General features: G+C 61.2%; 15 protein-coding genes. 4 read left to right on the top strand and 11 right to left on the bottom strand.

What is annotated here, in order from left to right; all coding sequences use genetic code 11:
• The first annotated feature begins 11 nt into the window (after nucleotides 1-11).
• From PSH73_RS06050 to PSH73_RS06035, 4 genes are all read left to right on the top strand, one after another.
• The gene (locus PSH73_RS06050; protein WP_305462098.1) at nucleotides 12-1262 is read left to right on the top strand and encodes an OprD family porin; all 1251 of its coding nucleotides are present in this window, start codon (nucleotides 12-14) and stop codon (nucleotides 1260-1262) included.
• Between the two features lie 331 nt (nucleotides 1263-1593).
• The gene (locus PSH73_RS06045) at nucleotides 1594-2493 is read left to right on the top strand and encodes a polysaccharide deacetylase family protein (RefSeq protein ID WP_057958745.1); all 900 of its coding nucleotides are present in this window, start codon (nucleotides 1594-1596) and stop codon (nucleotides 2491-2493) included.
• A 183-nt stretch (nucleotides 2494-2676) separates the two neighbouring features.
• Nucleotides 2677-4218 (top strand): M91 family zinc metallopeptidase, encoded by a 1542-nt coding sequence (locus PSH73_RS06040; RefSeq protein ID WP_057958744.1) that lies wholly within the window; start codon nucleotides 2677-2679, stop codon nucleotides 4216-4218.
• A 37-nt stretch (nucleotides 4219-4255) separates the two neighbouring features.
• The gene (locus tag PSH73_RS06035; RefSeq protein ID WP_152987921.1) at nucleotides 4256-5938 is read left to right on the top strand and encodes a M91 family zinc metallopeptidase; all 1683 of its coding nucleotides are present in this window, start codon (nucleotides 4256-4258) and stop codon (nucleotides 5936-5938) included.
• Between the two features lie 27 nt (nucleotides 5939-5965).
• Here the strand turns inward: PSH73_RS06035 and pcaC are convergent, their stop codons facing one another.
• From pcaC to pcaR, 11 genes are all read right to left on the bottom strand, one after another.
• Nucleotides 5966-6358 (bottom strand): 4-carboxymuconolactone decarboxylase, encoded by a 393-nt coding sequence (pcaC, locus tag PSH73_RS06030; protein WP_057958742.1) that lies wholly within the window; start codon nucleotides 6356-6358, stop codon nucleotides 5966-5968.
• Nucleotides 6359-6419: 61 nt separating this feature from the next.
• Complete coding sequence (gene pcaD / locus PSH73_RS06025; RefSeq protein WP_057958741.1) at nucleotides 6420-7211, bottom strand: 3-oxoadipate enol-lactonase; 792 nt, start codon at nucleotides 7209-7211, stop codon at nucleotides 6420-6422.
• Between the two features lie 10 nt (nucleotides 7212-7221).
• Complete coding sequence (locus PSH73_RS06020) at nucleotides 7222-8586, bottom strand: 3-carboxy-cis,cis-muconate cycloisomerase (RefSeq protein WP_057439807.1); 1365 nt, start codon at nucleotides 8584-8586, stop codon at nucleotides 7222-7224.
• A 10-nt stretch (nucleotides 8587-8596) separates the two neighbouring features.
• The gene (locus PSH73_RS06015) at nucleotides 8597-9892 is read right to left on the bottom strand and encodes an MFS family transporter (protein ID WP_305462094.1); all 1296 of its coding nucleotides are present in this window, start codon (nucleotides 9890-9892) and stop codon (nucleotides 8597-8599) included.
• Nucleotides 9893-10051: 159 nt separating this feature from the next.
• Entirely contained in the window at nucleotides 10052-10618 is a 567-nt protein-coding gene (gene pcaG, locus PSH73_RS06010; protein ID WP_057439808.1) for a protocatechuate 3,4-dioxygenase subunit alpha, read from the bottom strand.
• Nucleotide 10619: 1 nt separating this feature from the next.
• The gene (gene pcaH / locus PSH73_RS06005; protein ID WP_057439810.1) at nucleotides 10620-11324 is read right to left on the bottom strand and encodes a protocatechuate 3,4-dioxygenase subunit beta; all 705 of its coding nucleotides are present in this window, start codon (nucleotides 11322-11324) and stop codon (nucleotides 10620-10622) included.
• Between the two features lie 27 nt (nucleotides 11325-11351).
• Nucleotides 11352-12557: a 3-oxoadipyl-CoA thiolase gene (pcaF, locus tag PSH73_RS06000; RefSeq protein ID WP_169960733.1), complete on the bottom strand. Its 1206-nt coding sequence runs from the start codon at nucleotides 12555-12557 to the stop codon at nucleotides 11352-11354.
• Nucleotides 12554-13333 carry a CoA-transferase subunit beta gene (locus PSH73_RS05995; protein WP_057439814.1) on the bottom strand — a complete coding sequence of 260 codons (780 nt, stop codon included), beginning with the start codon at nucleotides 13331-13333 and terminating at the stop codon, nucleotides 12554-12556. Before PSH73_RS05995 ends, pcaF begins: the two co-directional genes overlap by 4 nt.
• Entirely contained in the window at nucleotides 13333-14190 is an 858-nt protein-coding gene (locus PSH73_RS05990) for a CoA transferase subunit A (protein ID WP_057439815.1), read from the bottom strand. Before PSH73_RS05990 ends, PSH73_RS05995 begins: the two co-directional genes overlap by 1 nt.
• 297 nt (nucleotides 14191-14487) lie before the next feature.
• Nucleotides 14488-15834, bottom strand: coding sequence for an MFS transporter (locus tag PSH73_RS05985; protein ID WP_120731986.1), 1347 nt, complete (start codon nucleotides 15832-15834; stop codon nucleotides 14488-14490).
• A 177-nt stretch (nucleotides 15835-16011) separates the two neighbouring features.
• Nucleotides 16012-16854, bottom strand: coding sequence for a pca regulon transcriptional regulator PcaR (gene pcaR / locus PSH73_RS05980; protein ID WP_057439816.1), 843 nt, complete (start codon nucleotides 16852-16854; stop codon nucleotides 16012-16014).
• Nucleotides 16855-16865: the final 11 nt, after the last annotated feature.

The following is a 16865-nucleotide window of genomic DNA, read 5'->3' as shown; positions in this document are numbered from 1 at the left end:
GGTCCCACGCCATGAGCACCTTGCACCCTCGCCGGCTATTGCTGGCTACCGCTGTCGCCAGCCTTGCCCTCCCAGTCGTCGCCGAGGAACACGGCTTTCTGGAAGATGCCAGCGCCAACCTCAACCTGCGCAATTTCTTCTTCAACCGCAATTTCACCAACCCGACCAAGGCCCAGGGCGGCGCGCAGGAGTGGACGCAGAGTTTCATCCTCGACGCCAAGTCCGGTTTCACCCAGGGCACCGTGGGGTTCGGGGTGGATGTGCTGGGCATGTACGCGCAAAAGCTCGATGGCGGCGGCGGCTCCGGTGGCACCCAATTGCTGCCCCTGGATCACGATGGCAAACCGGCCGACAACTTCGGCCGCCTGGGGGTGGCGTTCAAGGCACGGATTTCCCAGACCGAATTGAAAGTCGGCGAGTGGATGCCGGTGCTGCCGATCCTGCGTTCGGACGATGGCCGCTCCCTGCCGCAAACCCTGCGCGGCGGGCAGATCACGTCCAAAGAGATCGCCGGCCTGACCCTGTATGGCGGCCAGTTCCGCGCCAACAGCCCGCGGGACGACAGCAGCATGACGGACATGTCGATGTTCGGTAAAACCGCGTTCACCTCCGATCGCTTCAACTTCCAGGGCGCCGAATATGCGTTCAACGACAAGCGCACCCAGGTCGGCGTGTGGAATGCCCAGCTCAAGGACATCTACCGCCAGCAATACCTCAACCTGACCCACAGCCAGCCCGTGGGCGACTGGACCCTGGGCGCCAACCTCGGCTTCTTCTATGGCCAGGACGACGGCAGCGCCCGTGCCGGCAACCTGGACAACCGGACCTGGTCCGGCCTGTTCTCGGCCAGGTACGGCGGCCACACCTTCTATGTCGGCCTGCAAAAACTCAATGGCAACAGCGCCTGGATGCGGGTCAATGGCACCAGCGGCGGCACCCTGGCCAACGACAGCTTCAATGCCAGCTATGACAACGCCGAAGAACGCTCCTGGCAGCTGCGCCACGACTACAACTTCGCCGCACTCGGCGTGCCGGGCCTGACCCTGATGAACCGCTACATCAGCGGCAGCAACGTGCACACCGCCACCGTCAGCGATGGCAAGGAATGGGGGCGGGAAAGCGAAGTGGGCTACACCGTGCAAAGCGGCAGCCTGAAAAGCCTGACCCTGCGCTGGCGCAATTCCAGCATCCGTCGCGACTACAACAACAATGAGTTTGATGAGAATCGGTTGATTGTCAGTTATCCCCTTAGCCTGCTGTAGGCTGCCTCGCACTGACTAGGGGTACCAGCACTGGATATCTGCGGTGGCCCCCCCTGGAGCAGGCCGGCGACAAACCTGCGCGAGATACGCCCAACGGCAAACTTCAGGCCGTCGGCCTGCCGACCGCTGCCGCCCCCCCTTCAGTGTCAGCGCTGAAGGGGCCACTTGCCGCGAGTAGCGCCCCGGCCCACCAGCGTTTAGCCTCAATGAAGAGATGGCCGGCCGTTGTAGTTCGTCAGCCAGATGATCACCCCGGTTATTCTTGCTGTATGGTGCCCGCCTGTTGCGGCCTCTCCTTAGGCGCAATCTGTGTCAGAGCCCGGCCCATACCATGAAATCCTTCGCCATCACCGCCGCCGTGTTCGCTTTGGCACTGAGCCTCAGCGCCTGCATCGGCGCGCCCGTGGCATTGACACCCCAGACCGAACAGCGCCTGCACGCCCAGGCCCCGATCCGTTTCCTGCTGACGTTCGATGACGGCCCCAGCGCCTCGGGCTACGCCAACCCTAGCCGTTTGGTCATCGAGAGCCTGGCCAACAACCCGGTGCAACCGGGGATCAAGGCGATCTTCTTTTTGCAGACCGAGGCCTGGCGCTCTGGCGGCAGCCCGCGCGGGCGCAAGACCATGGAGCGCGAGCACGCCGCCGGCCATATCCTGGCGTTTCACACCGCCACGCGCTGGCATAGCAATCATCGGCTGTTGAACGACGAAGAGCTGACGCAGACCTTGAGCCTGGGCGCCGCGACTATCGCCTCGATCACCGGCGCTGCGCCGAACCTGATACGCCCGCCCTTCTGGAATTACGACAAACGCACCTTCGCTGCCTACCAGCGCCACGGCATGCAGATTCTGCTGACCGACCTGAGCGCCAATGACGGCAAGATCTGGGGCTTCAATGCCAGCCCACGGCGTCGGGCCAACCTGCTGCGGCAGCTGTCGCTGGTGCGCGAACGCATTGCCCTGGGCGAACTGCCGACTGTAGAAGGGGTGATCCCGGTGGTGGTGACCTTTCACGACATCAATCGCTACACCGCCCGGCATCTGCAGGAGTACCTGCAGATCCTGATGGACAGCGCCCAGGCCAATGGCCTGAAGACCGCTGCCGAACCGTTCTACACCGACCGCTCGGCACTGGAGCGCGGGGCCCTGGCGCGCACGGTGAAGGATGCCAGCCAAGCCGTGCACTTACCGGGGATGTGGGACTGGGTGTGGGACGCCGCCCCCCAATGATCCAACCCGACCACAGAGCCGTGTTTCGTTAACCGACACCCCAGACGATTTAGCGACGTGTGCAGCGGGCGCGAGGAAATTTCATTACGCCAGGACACAAAGCATCGGCCGGTATGGCGGAACCCTTTTATTCCAATCATCAACCTACAGAGAGCCCCCTATCTCGAATAGAAAGGTTCTCTGATGAACACAATTGCGCCACTGAACCACAGTCTGCTCCTCCCTTCCCTTGAGCCTTCCACACACTCGGCACCCGCCCCCGCCAAGAGGGAGCGCCGTCAAGCGCCCTCCTTGGCGCAGGACACTGGAGAAAGCCCTGCTCCGCCTGCTAGACGCGTTCGCCCATCGCAAGAACAGGAAGCGATACTGGTCGATGACGGTAATCTGATTGCCCGGCATTCAATCCGCACCCGGCAATATGACCTGGATAAACCCACCCTGCTGGACGATAAGCTGACGCTTGAAACAGGTAATACCTCAGACACTATTCATGTCAGTAACCGCACCGACGGACGACTCAATGTAGAGGTCAATGGCAAGTCATACATCTTTGACGCAAGAGACGCGAAAGATGAAGTCCCCACAAAACTCGTGATTAAAAGTAACGGCGGCGACGACAAGATAAAGGTCGATGCCGATGTCATGCTTTACGTAACGATTGAAGCGGGGGATGGCAATGATCACGTAAGGGCGGGAGGTGGTCCAAGCCGCCTGCTGGGAGGCAGCGGCAACGACTTTCTCCAGTTGGGCAGCGGTGCAGGCTATGCCGAAGGCAATGAGGGTAGCGACATGATGATAGGCGGCTCCGGTAACGCCATTCTGTACGGCAATAACGGCAACGACTGGATGTATGCGGGGCCTGGGGCAGCCAGCAAAAAAAGCCACATGGACGGCGGCAGCGGCTCAGACACAATGTATGCCGGCAACGGCCACACGATTATGAATGGCGGTCGGGGTGACGATGTGATGCTGGGTCGCGATCGAACCACCTTTTACAGCGGCAAAGGTAACGACACGATCCGCTCCAACAATCGGGACGACCTTATCTACGCAAAACCCAGCGACAGGTTCCTGAACTCTGCGCACGCGAAGTTAAGGGCAGTCACACCCAGTGAAGCCGGTAAAAGAGGGTTTAACGTCCAAGGCACAGCAGAGTTCAAACAACGCGTCGAAGATGACCTGGAGCTTTTACGCAGCTCGCCGGCAGGCCAGAAAATGCTTGCCGAGATGGACGCCGCCGCTGACAGAAATGGAGTACCGGTAACCCTTCAGGATGGCGGAAAAAGAGACAGGACAGATTACGCGTTCAACCAGCAAGAGCCGAATCAGTTGGATCCTGAGGCCCCCGTAAAAGGCTATGTTCACAACGGGGTACAGGGCGCGTCAATCACCGATGGCGTCGTCCGCTACTCCCCTTCCAGTACGTTTGACGCCCCTGTATCAGGCGGTTTTCCGATAACAAATCTCTACCATGAAATGGTGCATGCCTATAACGGCGCCACGGGTTCCTTCCTCCCCGGAACGACCGAGGAACCGGTCGCGGGTGAACCTCCCGAAGACACACCCAATATTGAACGACAGGCTGTCGGTCTGCCGACGGGTGCCGAGCCATTCGACTTTGACCATGATCCGCTCACCCCGCCGACCGCCACCAATCCCGCCCCCTTCACGGAAAACTCTTTACGCAAAGAAATGGGACTTAATCTGCGCGATCGCTATACCTGACACTCCTTGTTTTAAAGCAGGCCAATGATACATAACCGTGCGCGACCGCGAAGTTCTACGCGTTCATGTGTGGTCCGAAAAAAACGGTATTGAAGTTCGGCGGAATCCTGTTCAGGCGGCCAACCACTCATCTCCAAACCCCCTATCGCGAGACGATGCAATGTCCATCTCAGCCCCTGCACAGTATCCAAACGTATTCTCCTCATCCGCACTCAGTCCAACACCGGCTGCTAACGCCCTGCAAAACCCCATTTCCATTGAAGTTCCCCTGCTACAAAACTCAAATGCGACTTTCACACCGAAATCAAAACTAACACCAGACCAACACTACGTAGAAAAATATCCAACCTATACAAACTCTGCTCCTTTATATAAGGACGACCATATCAAAATCACCCACAAAACCACTTGGGAGACGGTCAACGACAATGAACGCACAAACAGAAGCAACGTCATCAAAATCGAAACAGGTGAAAAGCCCGACGTTATAAAAGTCAATCAATCTTCGAACAATGAAGTCCAGCTGCAAGTCAACGACAGGCATTACACATTAAAAATCAACAATCACGAAAGTTACCCTGAAGAACTGCACATCAAGTCAAAAGGCGGCGATGATCACATTCGGGTTGATCCGCGCGTGACGATCCCCATTACGATCGAGGGCGGTAAAGGTCGAGACCGGATTGAAGCCCTTGGCAGTGGTGATACCCGTGTCTACGGAGGAGCGGGGAACGACAACATCACGCTGGGCAGCGGCAACGGCTACGCCGAAGGGAATGACGGCAATGACACAATGAAAGGCGGATCAGGAATAGCCGTCATGTATGGGAATAACGGCAACGACACTATGTCCTCCGGGACTGGCAGCGAAGGCACATTCAGCTATATGGATGGCGGCAACGGCAACGACACGATGGTCAGCGAAAGCCCGATGAATGTCATGCATGGCGGCCCCGGTGATGATTTGATGACAGGAAATGCACAGACCGTGTTCTATACAGGGCGTGGTCGGGATCGTGTCAACTCATACAATGCAAACGATACTATCTATGCCAAGAAATATGACCTCGTCACCAGTATCCCCGGCACCCGATATAAAAAAGTCAACATCAGCAATGCGGGTCATAAAGCGTTCAAGATCGAGGGCTCAAGCAAATTCAAACAACAAACCCAGGATGATCTTGAATTCTTCAGAAACTCACCAACGGCACAAAAAATGCTGAGTGAACTGGACCGGGCCGCCGAGCGCAACGGTTCCCCCGTAACAATCCGAGAGACTACCGTTCGCCCCAACTACACATTCACCAACAACTTCACCAGAGAACACGACAAACAATTAAAAGAATATGACGAGCTCGCAGAATCGCCCCAATTGGGATTCATACACGGCAACACCAAAGGCTCAGTCGCCACGGGGGCAAAGATACACAACAATCCCGGCCTGATCTTCCGCGAGCCTCCGGTCATCAGCCTCTACCATGAAATGGCCCACGCCTATAACGGCGCCAATGGCACCTTTTTACCCGGCAAAACCGCAGATGAACCGAATCCGGAGCGCCAAGCCGTCGGGGTAGAGACAAATGCCCCCGCCTTTGATTTTGACAACGACCCGTCGACGCCCCCGACGACTACCAACCCCAACCCCTTTAATGAAAACGCACTGCGTGAAGAAACGGGTACTGCGCGGCGGGATGCTTACTTTCCGCCTGACGAGGGGTGAGCGGCTCCAGGCGGGGGTAAATCGCCGTCAATCCCGCGACTCAACCCCCAACTCATCCCACACCGACTCGGCCAGGTGAAACGTCGCATTGGCCGCCGGGATCCCGCAGTAGATCGCGCTCTGCATCAGTACTTCCTTGATCTCGGCACGGGTCACGCCATTGCTGGCGGCGGCGCGCAGGTGCAGTTTGAGCTCTTCGTTGCGGTTCATACCGATCAGCATGGCAATGGTGATCAGGCTGCGGGTGTGCCGGGGCAAGCCCGGGCGGGTCCAGATATCGCCCCAGGCATGGCGGGTGATCATTTCCTGGAACTCGCTGTTGAACTCGGTCAAGGCATTGAGGCTGCGATCGACATGGGCATCGCCCAGCACTTCACGCCGCACCTTGAGCCCATCGGCGTAACGTTGTTTCTCGTCCACAAAACCTCCTAAAACCAACCATTAATGACTGTGCCACAACAAGCGCTACTCGCCTGGACCATCAGCCCGCCAACAAGAACGCCAGTACCCGCTCGCTGAACGCAGCCCCGGCCTGTACGTTGGACAAGTGCGCCGCATAAAACTCGGCATACTCGGCGCCCGCGACACGCTCTTGAATAAAGTGCCCGCCAGCCGGCGGTGTGACGGCATCCTCAGTACCGGCAATCACCAGCGTCGGCACCTTGATAGACGCCAGTTGCTCACGCAGATCCGCATCGCGCACCGCGCCACAGTTGGCGGCATAGCCTTGGGGCGATGTGGCCGCGAGCATGTCGGTAATGCGCTTGGCCTGAGCGGGATGAGCCTGGGCAAAATCGGCAGTAAACCAACGCGCAACCGACGCATCACGCAAGCCGACCATTGCCGCCTGGCCCTCGCGCAGGACCATTTCGATCCGCGGGTTCCAGATGTCCGCAGTGCCGATCTTGGCTGCCGTGTTGCACAGCACCAGCTTGAGCAAGCGCTCACCGGCGTTGATGCCCAGCCACTGGCCAATCAACCCGCCCATGGACAAACCGCAGAAATGCGCACGCTGGATATCCAGCGCATCCAGCAACGCCAGCACGTCACGCCCCAGTTGCTCAATGCTGTAGGGGCCCTCGGTGACCAGGGATTTGCCGTGGCCACGGGTGTCCAGGCGCAGCACCCGAAAATGCTCGGTGAAGGCCGGCATCTGGGTATCCCACATATGCAGGTCGGTGCCCAGTGAATTGGACAACACCAGTACCGGCGCGCCTTCAGGGCCTTCCAGTTGGTAATTCAGTTCGCCATCGGCGAGTCGTACAAATCCCACAGCAGCCTCCTCAGGCAGAAAAAGCAAAGTGCTCAGCCACGGCGCGGCTGACCCAGGTCTGTGCCTGGCCCAGGTAATGCGCCGGGTCCAGCAGGCGATCCAATTCCACCGCCGACAGCTCGGCGGTGACTTGCGGCTCATCGGCCAATACCGCGCGCAAATGGCGCTGCTCGGCGACCGCGCGTTTGCAACACTGTTCCAGCAGGTGATGGGCGGTTTCACGGCCCAGGCGCTGGGCCAATGTGCTACTGACGGCCTCGGCCAGCACCAGGCCCTGGGTCAGGTCGAGGTTGTGGCCCATGCGTTGTGCATCGACTTCCAGGCCTTCACTCACCAGCAATGCCTGATGCAAGGCACCGGACACCAGGCGGCAGATTTCGGGCAGGGTTTCCCATTCGGCATGCCACAGGCCCAGGCTGCGCTCGTGCTCCTGGGGCATGGCGCTGAACATCGTCGCCACCAAGCCCGGCACCCGCGTAGCAGCGCTGATCAACACCGCCGCGCCAACCGGGTTGCGCTTGTGCGGCATGGTCGAGGAGCCGCCCTTGCCTGGGGCTGACGGCTCGAACACTTCCGCCGCTTCGGTCTGCATCAGCAGGCTGATATCCCGCCCGAGCTTGCCCAGGCTGCCGGCGATCAGGCCCAGCACGCTGGCGAACTCCACCAGACGGTCACGCTGGGTGTGCCAGGGTTGTTCGGGCAGCGTCAGTTGCAACTCCGCTGCCAGGGCTTGCGCCACCGGCATGGCGTGTTCACCCAGTGCCGCCAAGGTGCCGGACGCGCCGCCGAACTGCAGGACCAGCAGGCGCGGCTGCAGCTCCACCAACCGTTGGCGATTGCGCGTCACCGCCCCCAGCCAACCGGCGATTTTCATCCCCAGGGTGACCGGCGTTGCGTGCTGCAACCAGGTACGCCCGGCCAATGGCACGTCGGCATAGCGCTGCGCCTGGGCCGCGAGAACCGCACCCAGCCGGGCCAGGTCCGTGTCGATCAGTTCCAGCGCCCGCCGCAGTTGCAGCACCAGGCCGGTGTCCATCACATCCTGGCTGGTGGCGCCCAGATGCACATAGCGCTCGGCGCCGGCGTCCTCGCTGGCAATCAGTTTGCCCAGGGCCTTGACCAGCGGGATCGCCGAATTGCCCGCCGTGGCAATCGCCGCGCCGAGGGCATCCACGTCGTACAACGAGGCCAGGCATGCCTGGGCAATCGGCGCGACGGCGGCCTGGGGAATCAACCCGACCCGCGCCTGCGCCCGGGCCAGTGCGGCTTCGACATCCAGCATGCCCTGCAAGCGTCCCTGGTCACAGAACACTTCGGCCATGCTGTCGGCGGTGAAGTAAGCATCGAACAGTTGGTTGCTCGTGCGCAGTGTCATAAGTCATCCCTTACAGGTCGTGGTGCAAGTACTCAGCCTGTTTCGGCAGGCGCAGGCTGAACAGGAACGCAATCGCCATCATGCCGGTCACGTACCAGTAGAAGGTGTTTTCCAGGCCAATGGATTTCAGGCCCAGGGCCACGTATTCCGCCGAACCACCGAAGATCGCGTTGGCCACCGCATAGGCCAGGCCCACACCGAGGGCGCGCACTTGTGGCGGGAACATTTCGGCTTTTACCAGGCCACTGATGGAGGTGTAGAAACTCACAATCGCCAGCGCCAGGGTAATCAATACAAAGGCCAGGAACGGATTGGTCACGGTTTTCAGGGTCAGCAGGATCGGGACTGTGCACAAGGTCCCGAGCGCGCCAAACCAGAGCATCGAGTTACGGCGGCCGATCTTGTCCGAGAGCATGCCGAACAGCGGCTGCATGCACATATAGAGGAACAGCGCGCCGGTCATGATGTAGCTGGCGGTCTTGGCGTGCATGCCGGCGGTGTTCACCAGGTACTTCTGCATGTAAGTGGTAAAGGTGTAGAAGATCAGCGAGCCGCCGGCGGTGTAGCCGAGCACGGTGATAAACGCGGCCTTGTGATCGCGGAACAACGCGGCAATACTGCCGGCGTCCTTGTTTTCCCGCATTTCCTTGCTGGTGGTTTCTTTCAGGGAGCGGCGCAGCAACAGCGAAATCACCGCCGCCACGGCCCCGATCACAAACGGAATGCGCCAGCCCCAGGCCCGCAGCTCGTCCTCGGTGAGCAGTTGTTGCAGGATCACCACCACCGACACCGCCAGCAGTTGCCCGCCAATCAGGGTCACGTACTGGAACGAGGCGAAGAAGCCGCGCTGGCCCTTGAGCGCGACTTCACTCATGTAGGTCGCCGTGGTGCCGTACTCGCCACCCACCGACAGGCCCTGGAACAGCCGCGCCATCAGCAGCAGGGCCGGAGCCCAGGCGCCGATGTCTTTGTAGGTCGGTAGAAAGGCGATGACCAAGGAACCGGCGCACATCATCAGCACCGAAATCATCATCGAATTCTTGCGCCCGTGCTTGTCGGCGACCCGGCCAAACAGCCACCCGCCGATGGGGCGCATCAAGAAGCCTGCGGCGAACACGCCAGCGGTGTTGAGCAGCTGCACCGTGGGGTCGTCGGAGGGGAAAAACGCCGGAGCGAAATAGATCGCGCAGAAGGCATAGACGTAGAAGTCGAACCATTCGACCAGGTTGCCGGAAGAGGCCCCGACAATCGCAAAAATCCGTTTGCTGCGTTCTTCTCCGGTGTAGTGACTGGTACACGTTGTCATGTTGTTTTCACTCGTAGGGAACGGGTTAGAGTCTAGACACACTTTGCAACAACCTCGTTCCGCAAGCAGACCTTTGAATGGCAGGCAGGCCCGCTCCCACAGGTGATCGCATTCCACTGTGAGAGCGGGCTTGCCCGCGACAGCACCCTGACAGGCAACTCAATAATCGAAAAACACCGTCTCTTCATCGGTGCCCTGAAGCACCACATTCCACTGATACACCCCCGACGCATCCGCCTTGGCAACCAACGTGCCGCGCCGCTCTGCCGGCACACACGCCAGCAACGGGTCATCGCCATTGGCCGCTTCGCCGTCGAAATAAATCCGCGTCAGCAAGTGCTTCACCAAACCACGGGCAAACACCAGCACCACCAAATGCGGCGCCTGGGTCGTGCCCTTCAGGCCCGGCACGCTACCGGGCTTGATGGTGCTGAAACGGAAACGCCCTTGCGCATCCACCGGCACCCGGCCAAAGCCTGCGAAATTGGGGTCCAGGGCTTTGTCCTGGTCGTCCTCGGGGTGGTCATATTTACCGGCGGCGTTGGCCTGCCAGACTTCCAGCATGGCATCGTTGACCACCTCGCCGTTGCCATCCACCACCTGCCCGGTGATGGCCACACGCTCGCCAAGGGTGCCCGCATTCGCCAGGTCTTCGCAGTTCAACCAGGTCAGGCCGATGTGGTAGTACGGCCCGACGGTGTGGGACGTGGTTGCGTTGAGGGTCATGTCATTTCTCCATCGGCGTGGCGTCGCGGCCGCGCAGGACGATGTCCCAGCGATAGCCGAGGGCATAGTGCGGCACGGTCTTTTCCAGGTCGAAACGGGCGATCAGGCGTTCCTTGGCCGAGGTGTCCGGCACGCAGTTGTAGATCGGGTCATAGGCCAGCAGCGGGTCGCCGGGGAAGTACATCTGGGTCACCAGACGCGTCAGCACACTGGGGCCGAACAGCGAGAAGTGGATATGCGCCGGGCGCCAGGCGTTGTGGTGATTGCCCCACGGATAGGCGCCGGGCTTGATGGTCTGGAACTGGTACCAGCCATCGGCATCGGTGACGGTGCGACCGGTGCCGGTGAAGTTCGGGTCCAGGGGCGCGTCGTGCTGGTCGCGCTTGTGGTTGTAGCGACCGGCGGCGTTGGCCTGCCAGATCTCCACCAGGATGCCCGGCACAGGCAGGCCGTTTTCATCCAGGACCCGGCCGTGAATGATGATGCGCTCGCCTTGGGGCTCGCCCTCGTGCTGGGCGGTCAGGTCGTTGTCGTGCTCGGCAATGCGTTCGGCGCCGATGGTCGGGCCGGTGATTTCCGATAGCGAATGGGGCAAAAACACCAGCGGCTTGGACGGCGAACGCAGGTTCGTCGACTGGTACGCCGGGTGCAGGTAATCAGGCTGAGTACCCGCTTGCGGGCGCCGGTATCCGGGCTTGTCACTCATGGAGCATTCCTCTTTTTCTTGTAGGTCTCAAACGCGTTCGATGGCCAACGCCAAGCCTTGGCCAACGCCGACACACAGGGTCGCCAGGCCTTTGCTGCCGCCGGTTTTTTCCAGTTGATGCAGGGCCGTCAAGACCAGGCGCGCACCGCTCATGCCCAGGGGATGACCCAAGGCAATCGCGCCGCCGTTGGGATTGACCTGGGGTGCGTCGTCCGCCAGGCCCAACTCACGCAGCACCGCCAAACCCTGGCTGGCGAAGGCTTCGTTGAGTTCGATCACATCAAAGTCGCTGACCGCCAGGCCCAGGCGCTCTACCAACTTGCGCACCGCTGGCACCGGGCCGATGCCCATCACCCGGGGTTCGACCCCGGCACTGGCCATGCCCAACACCCGGGCGCGGGCGGTCAGGCCGTGCTTTTTCACCGCGTCCGCGCTGGCCAGAATCAACGCGGCGGCGCCGTCGTTGACCCCGGAAGCGTTGCCGGCGGTGACGGTCTTGTCCGGGCCGTTGACCGGCTTGAGCTTGGTCAGGGCTTCGAGGGTGGTGTCGGCACGCGGGTGTTCGTCGTGCTCCACCAGGGTCTCGCCTTTTTTATGGGCGACCCGTACCGGGACGATTTCTTCAGCGAAAAACCCCGCGGCCTGGGCCACGGCTGTGCGTTGCTGGCTACGCAAGGCGAAGGCGTCCTGGTCGGCGCGCGAGACGTTGTAGTCATCTGCCACGTTATCAGCGGTCTGCGGCATGGCATCCACGCCGTACTGGGCCTTCATCAACGGGTTGATAAAGCGCCAGCCGATGGTGGTGTCTTCCAGCTTCATGTTGCGCGAGAACGCGGCGTCCGCCTTGCCCATCACGAACGGTGCACGGGACATCGACTCGACACCACCGGCAATCGCCAGCTCCATTTCGCCACTGGCAATGGCGCGGAACGCGGTGCCGATGGCGTCCATGCCCGAGGCGCACAAGCGGTTGACCGTCACTCCGGGAATGCTCGGCGGCAGGCCGGCCAGCAGCGCGGCCATGCGCGCCACGTTACGGTTGTCTTCGCCGGACTGGTTGGCGCAGCCGAGGAACACTTCGTCGACCGCGCTCCAGTCTACCGACGGGTTGCGCGCCATCAGGGCCTTGATCGGCAGGGCCGCCAGGTCATCGGCGCGCACCGTGGACAGGCCACCGCCGAAACGGCCGATGGGGGTGCGGATCGCATCACAGATAAACACGTCGCGCATCAGGCTTCTCCTGGGGTTTGGCCATGGGCCGCGGCGGTACGGGCTTCAAGATCGCGCAAGGCGTTCAGTTCGACTGGCGTGGGTTCGGCGCTGGTGCTGACCTGCTCGGCAAAGCGGATCGCCCAGCCGGTGGCGGCAATCACTTGCTCGCGGGTCACGCCGGGATGCAAGGCGGTAACCACAAATTCGTGGGTGCCCTCCTCCGGCTCCATGATGCACAGGTCGGTAATAATCCCGACCGGGCCTGCGCCTGGCAGGCCGAGGCGCTTGCGCGAGTCGCCGCCTTCGCCATGGCCGACCGAGGTGATGAAATCCAGTTTGTCGACAAACGAACGGGACGACTGTTTGAGGATGATCAACACGCTCTTGGCGGAGCCGGCAATCTCCGGCGCACCACCGGCACCCGGCAGGCGCACCTTGGGTTGGTGGTAATCACCGACCACCGTGGTGTTGATATTGCCGAAGCGGTCGACCTGGGCTGCGCCGAGAAAACCGACGTCAATGCGCCCGCCTTGCAGCCAGTAGCGAAAAATCTCACCCGTGGGCACGACACTGTCGGCGGTTTCCGCCAACTCGCCGTCGCCAATGGACAGCGGCAGGACCGAGGGCTTGGCGCCAATCGGGCCGGACTCGTAGATCAACACCACATCCGGCGACGACGTCAGGCGGGCCAGGTTGGCGGCCTTGGACGGCAGGCCGATGCCGACGAAGCACACGGCACCGTTCTTCAGGCGGCGCGCGGCGGCGACGGTCATCATTTCATTGGTCGAGTAAGTCATTACTTGGCCTCCTGCGCGGCAGCCAGTTTGGCCTGGAATTGACTGAAGTCAGCGGTGCCATGGATGTATTCATTGATCCATGCGGTAAACGTCCCACGGTCCCGAGCGATCGGATCCCAGGCTTGATAAAAGCGATTGTCACGCTCGGTGTAACCGTGGGCGTAGGAAGGGTGCGCGCCCCCTGGTACATGGCACACGGCGGTCAGGGCCCAGGTCGGCAGCACGCAGGCGTTCATGGGGGCGTTGAGGTCGTCGACGATTTCTTCGACAGTGACGATGCAACGCTTGGCCGCCAATGCCGCCTCTTTCTGCACCCCGAGAATCCCCCACAACAGCACGTTGCCCTTGCGGTCGGCCTTTTGCGCATGGATCACGGTGATGTCCGGGCGCACCGACGGCACCGCCGCCAGCACTTCGCCGGTGAAGGGACAGGTCACGGTCTTGATCAGCGGGTTGACCTTGGGCAGGTCAGAACCGGCATACGCCCGCAGCACCGCGAACGGCAGGCCGGAGGCGCCGGCCACGTAGGCGTTGGCCAGGTCCGCATGGCTGTGTTCTTCGATCTCCAACGGTTGCGGCCATTGCTTTTCCACCGCATCCCGCAGGCGATGCAGGGAACCTACGCCCGGGTTGCCGCCCCAGGAAAAAATCAACTTGCGCGCACAGCCGGCCCCGATCAGTTGGTCGTAGATCAGGTCGGGCGTCATGCGCACCAGCGTCAGGTCTTTCTTGCCCTGACGGATGATTTCATGACCTGCCGCTGTAGGGATCAGGTGGGTAAAGCCTTCGAGCGCGACGGTATCGCCGTCATTGACGAACTGCTTTACCGCATCAGCCAGCGAAAGGATTTCAGCCATGGGGTTGGGCTCCCGGTGTAGGTCGAAAAAGGCGCTGGAGGCAGCGCCGAAGTGCTTGAAGAGTAAGCCGGGGTCAGGGGTCAAACAATCCGATAATCGACTAACCGTTCGATAATCGAACAGATTGTTGCCTGGCTAACAGTCGTCCAAACACCTCTGCTTTCCTTGCGAACAGCGTCCCTGTGGGAGCGGGCTTGCTCGCGAAGGCGGTGTGTCAGTCAACACACTTTTGTCCTGAGCCACCGCCTTCGCGAGCAAGCCCGCTCCCACATTTTTCAACCGTGCCTGCATTAAGTCTCAGGTGGCGTCGGCGTGGCTGACCAAGCCCTTGATCAATACCGCAGTGGTGGCCAATGCAGCCGGAATCACCAGTGCCGTCAGCACTTGCTCGAAGTTCCAACCCAGCCCCAACAGCGTGGCTCCCATCCACGCACCGAGGATCGCGCCAAAACGGCCAATCCCCAGCATCCAGGACACCCCGGTCGCCCGGCCCTGGGTCGGGTAAAACCGCGCCGCCAACGAAGGCATGGCCGATTGCGCACCGTTGACGCACATCCCGGCGATCAACACCAGGGTGGCCAGGAGGGTGATATTGCCCAGGCTCTGGCCCACGGCGTAGGCAAAGACCCCAGCCAGCAGGTAGAAAGTGCCGATGACCTTGTGCGGATTGAACCGGTCCATGGCCCAGCCCACGCCCACGGCGCTGAGTACTCCACCAAACTGGAACAACGCGCCGATAAAAGCCGCCTGCTCCATGCTGGCGCCGCTGTCACGCATCAGGGTCGGCAACCAACTGGTCAGCAGGTACACAATCACCAGGCCCATAAAGTAGGTGAGCCACAGCAACAGGGTGCCGGCGCTGTAGGTGCCAGAGAAGATCACCGCGAACACATTGCGCGCCTTGACGGTTTTCTGTTCCGGGACGCTGAAGCTGGAAGCCTGGGCGACGGTGGCCGGGTCGATGGGTGACAAGGCCTTGCGCACCTTGTCTGTGCCGCGATTGCGCACCACCAGGTAGCGTGCCGACTCCGGCAGCCACAGCACCAGCACGCCCACCAGGATCAAGGGCAGGATGCCGCCGATCAGCAGCAGGCTGTGCCAGCCGAACATCGGGATCAGCTTGGCCGAGATAAACCCGCCACCGGCCATGCCCAGGTTGAAACCGCAGAACATGCTGGTCACCAGCAACGACTTGTGGCGCTCCGGGGTGTATTCGGACAGCAACGTCGTGGCGTTCGGCATGCCAGCGCCCAGGCCCAGGCCGGTCAGGAAGCGCAATACCAGCAACTGATCAACGTTGCTGCTATAGGCCGAGGCCAGGCTGAACGCACCGAACACCAGCACAGCGCCGACCAACACCACCTTGCGTCCGAAACGGTCGGCCAACGGGCCTGAACCCAGGGCGCCAAACACCATGCCGATCAACGCGGCACTCATCACCGGGCCGAGGCTGGCACGGTCGATCCCCCAATCCTGGGACAGTGCCGGCGCAATAAAGCCCATGGCCGCGGTATCCAGGCCATCGAGAAAGACAATCAGGAAGCACAGGATCACCACCCGCCATTGATAGCGGGACAGCGGTTGCGCATTGATAAAGGACTGCACGTCCAGACATGTACCAACAGAAGGCGAAGGCTGATTCATTATTTTTATTTCCACACCGATGGCGGGCGGACGACGGCGAGTCGTCATTATTATTGGGGCGAAACCGAAACCGCGGCGGTAGAGGCTGTCGCGGTCAATCACGCTGCCGCGACATTAATGAGCCAGGGGAAACACCGTCAATTCGTCAAACCGGGATCTGTGCGGTCACCGAACAGCTTAAGCAAACAACTGGGCACTCAGCTCCTGGCTGGCGCAGAGCATGCTCGGCAGGAAACGTTGTTCCAGCTCACTGCGGCTGACCCGCCCGGCGTGGGTGCTGACATTCAGCGCAGCCAATACCTGGCCGGACGCGTCATACACCGGCACGGCGATGGAGCGCAGACCCTGCTCCAGTTCCTGGTCGACAATGCACCAGCCCTGTTGCCGCACTTGTTGCAGGCATTCAAGCAAGGCTTGCGGCGTGGTCAGGGTGCGGCTGGTCTTGGTTTGCAGGTCGGCATGGTCCAGGTAGTCCTGCAGCGACGCGTCATCCAGGGCCGCCAGGAGGATTCGGCCCATGGAGGTGCAATAAGCTGGCAGTCGGCCACCGACCGAAAGATCCACCGAAATCAGGCGTTGGGTGGTGGCGGATCGGGCGATATAGAGGATGTCGTCGCCCTCCAGGGTCGCCATGTTGCAGGCTTCATGAAGCTGCTCACTCATGCGGTCCAGGTAAGGCTGGGCAGAAACCGCCAGGGGCGTGGACGACAGATAGGCATGGCCGAGGGTCAGGACCTTGGGCAGCAGGGAGTACGTGCGCCCGTCGGTGGTGGCGTAGCCGAGTTTGATCAAGGTATGCAGGCAACGCCTGACGGCAGCGCGGGGGATTTCCGTGCGATGGCTGATCTGGGCGATGGTCAGGTGCCGCTTGCGCTCCTGGAACGCCTGTACCACGGCCAGCCCGCGGGCCAGGGAGGTCATGAAATCCGGGTCGCCGGTAAACGCCTGGATGCGCTTGGCCGGTGACGCAACGATCGGCGGCGCCACTGAGGCAAAGGAGTTGCGCAATTGATCGTTCATTTCAGGTCCTT

The organism is Pseudomonas sp. FP2294, from assembly GCF_030687625.1.
Lineage (GTDB): Bacteria > Pseudomonadota > Gammaproteobacteria > Pseudomonadales > Pseudomonadaceae > Aquipseudomonas > Aquipseudomonas shahriarae.
This window is presented reverse-complemented; position numbering and strand designations above follow the sequence as displayed.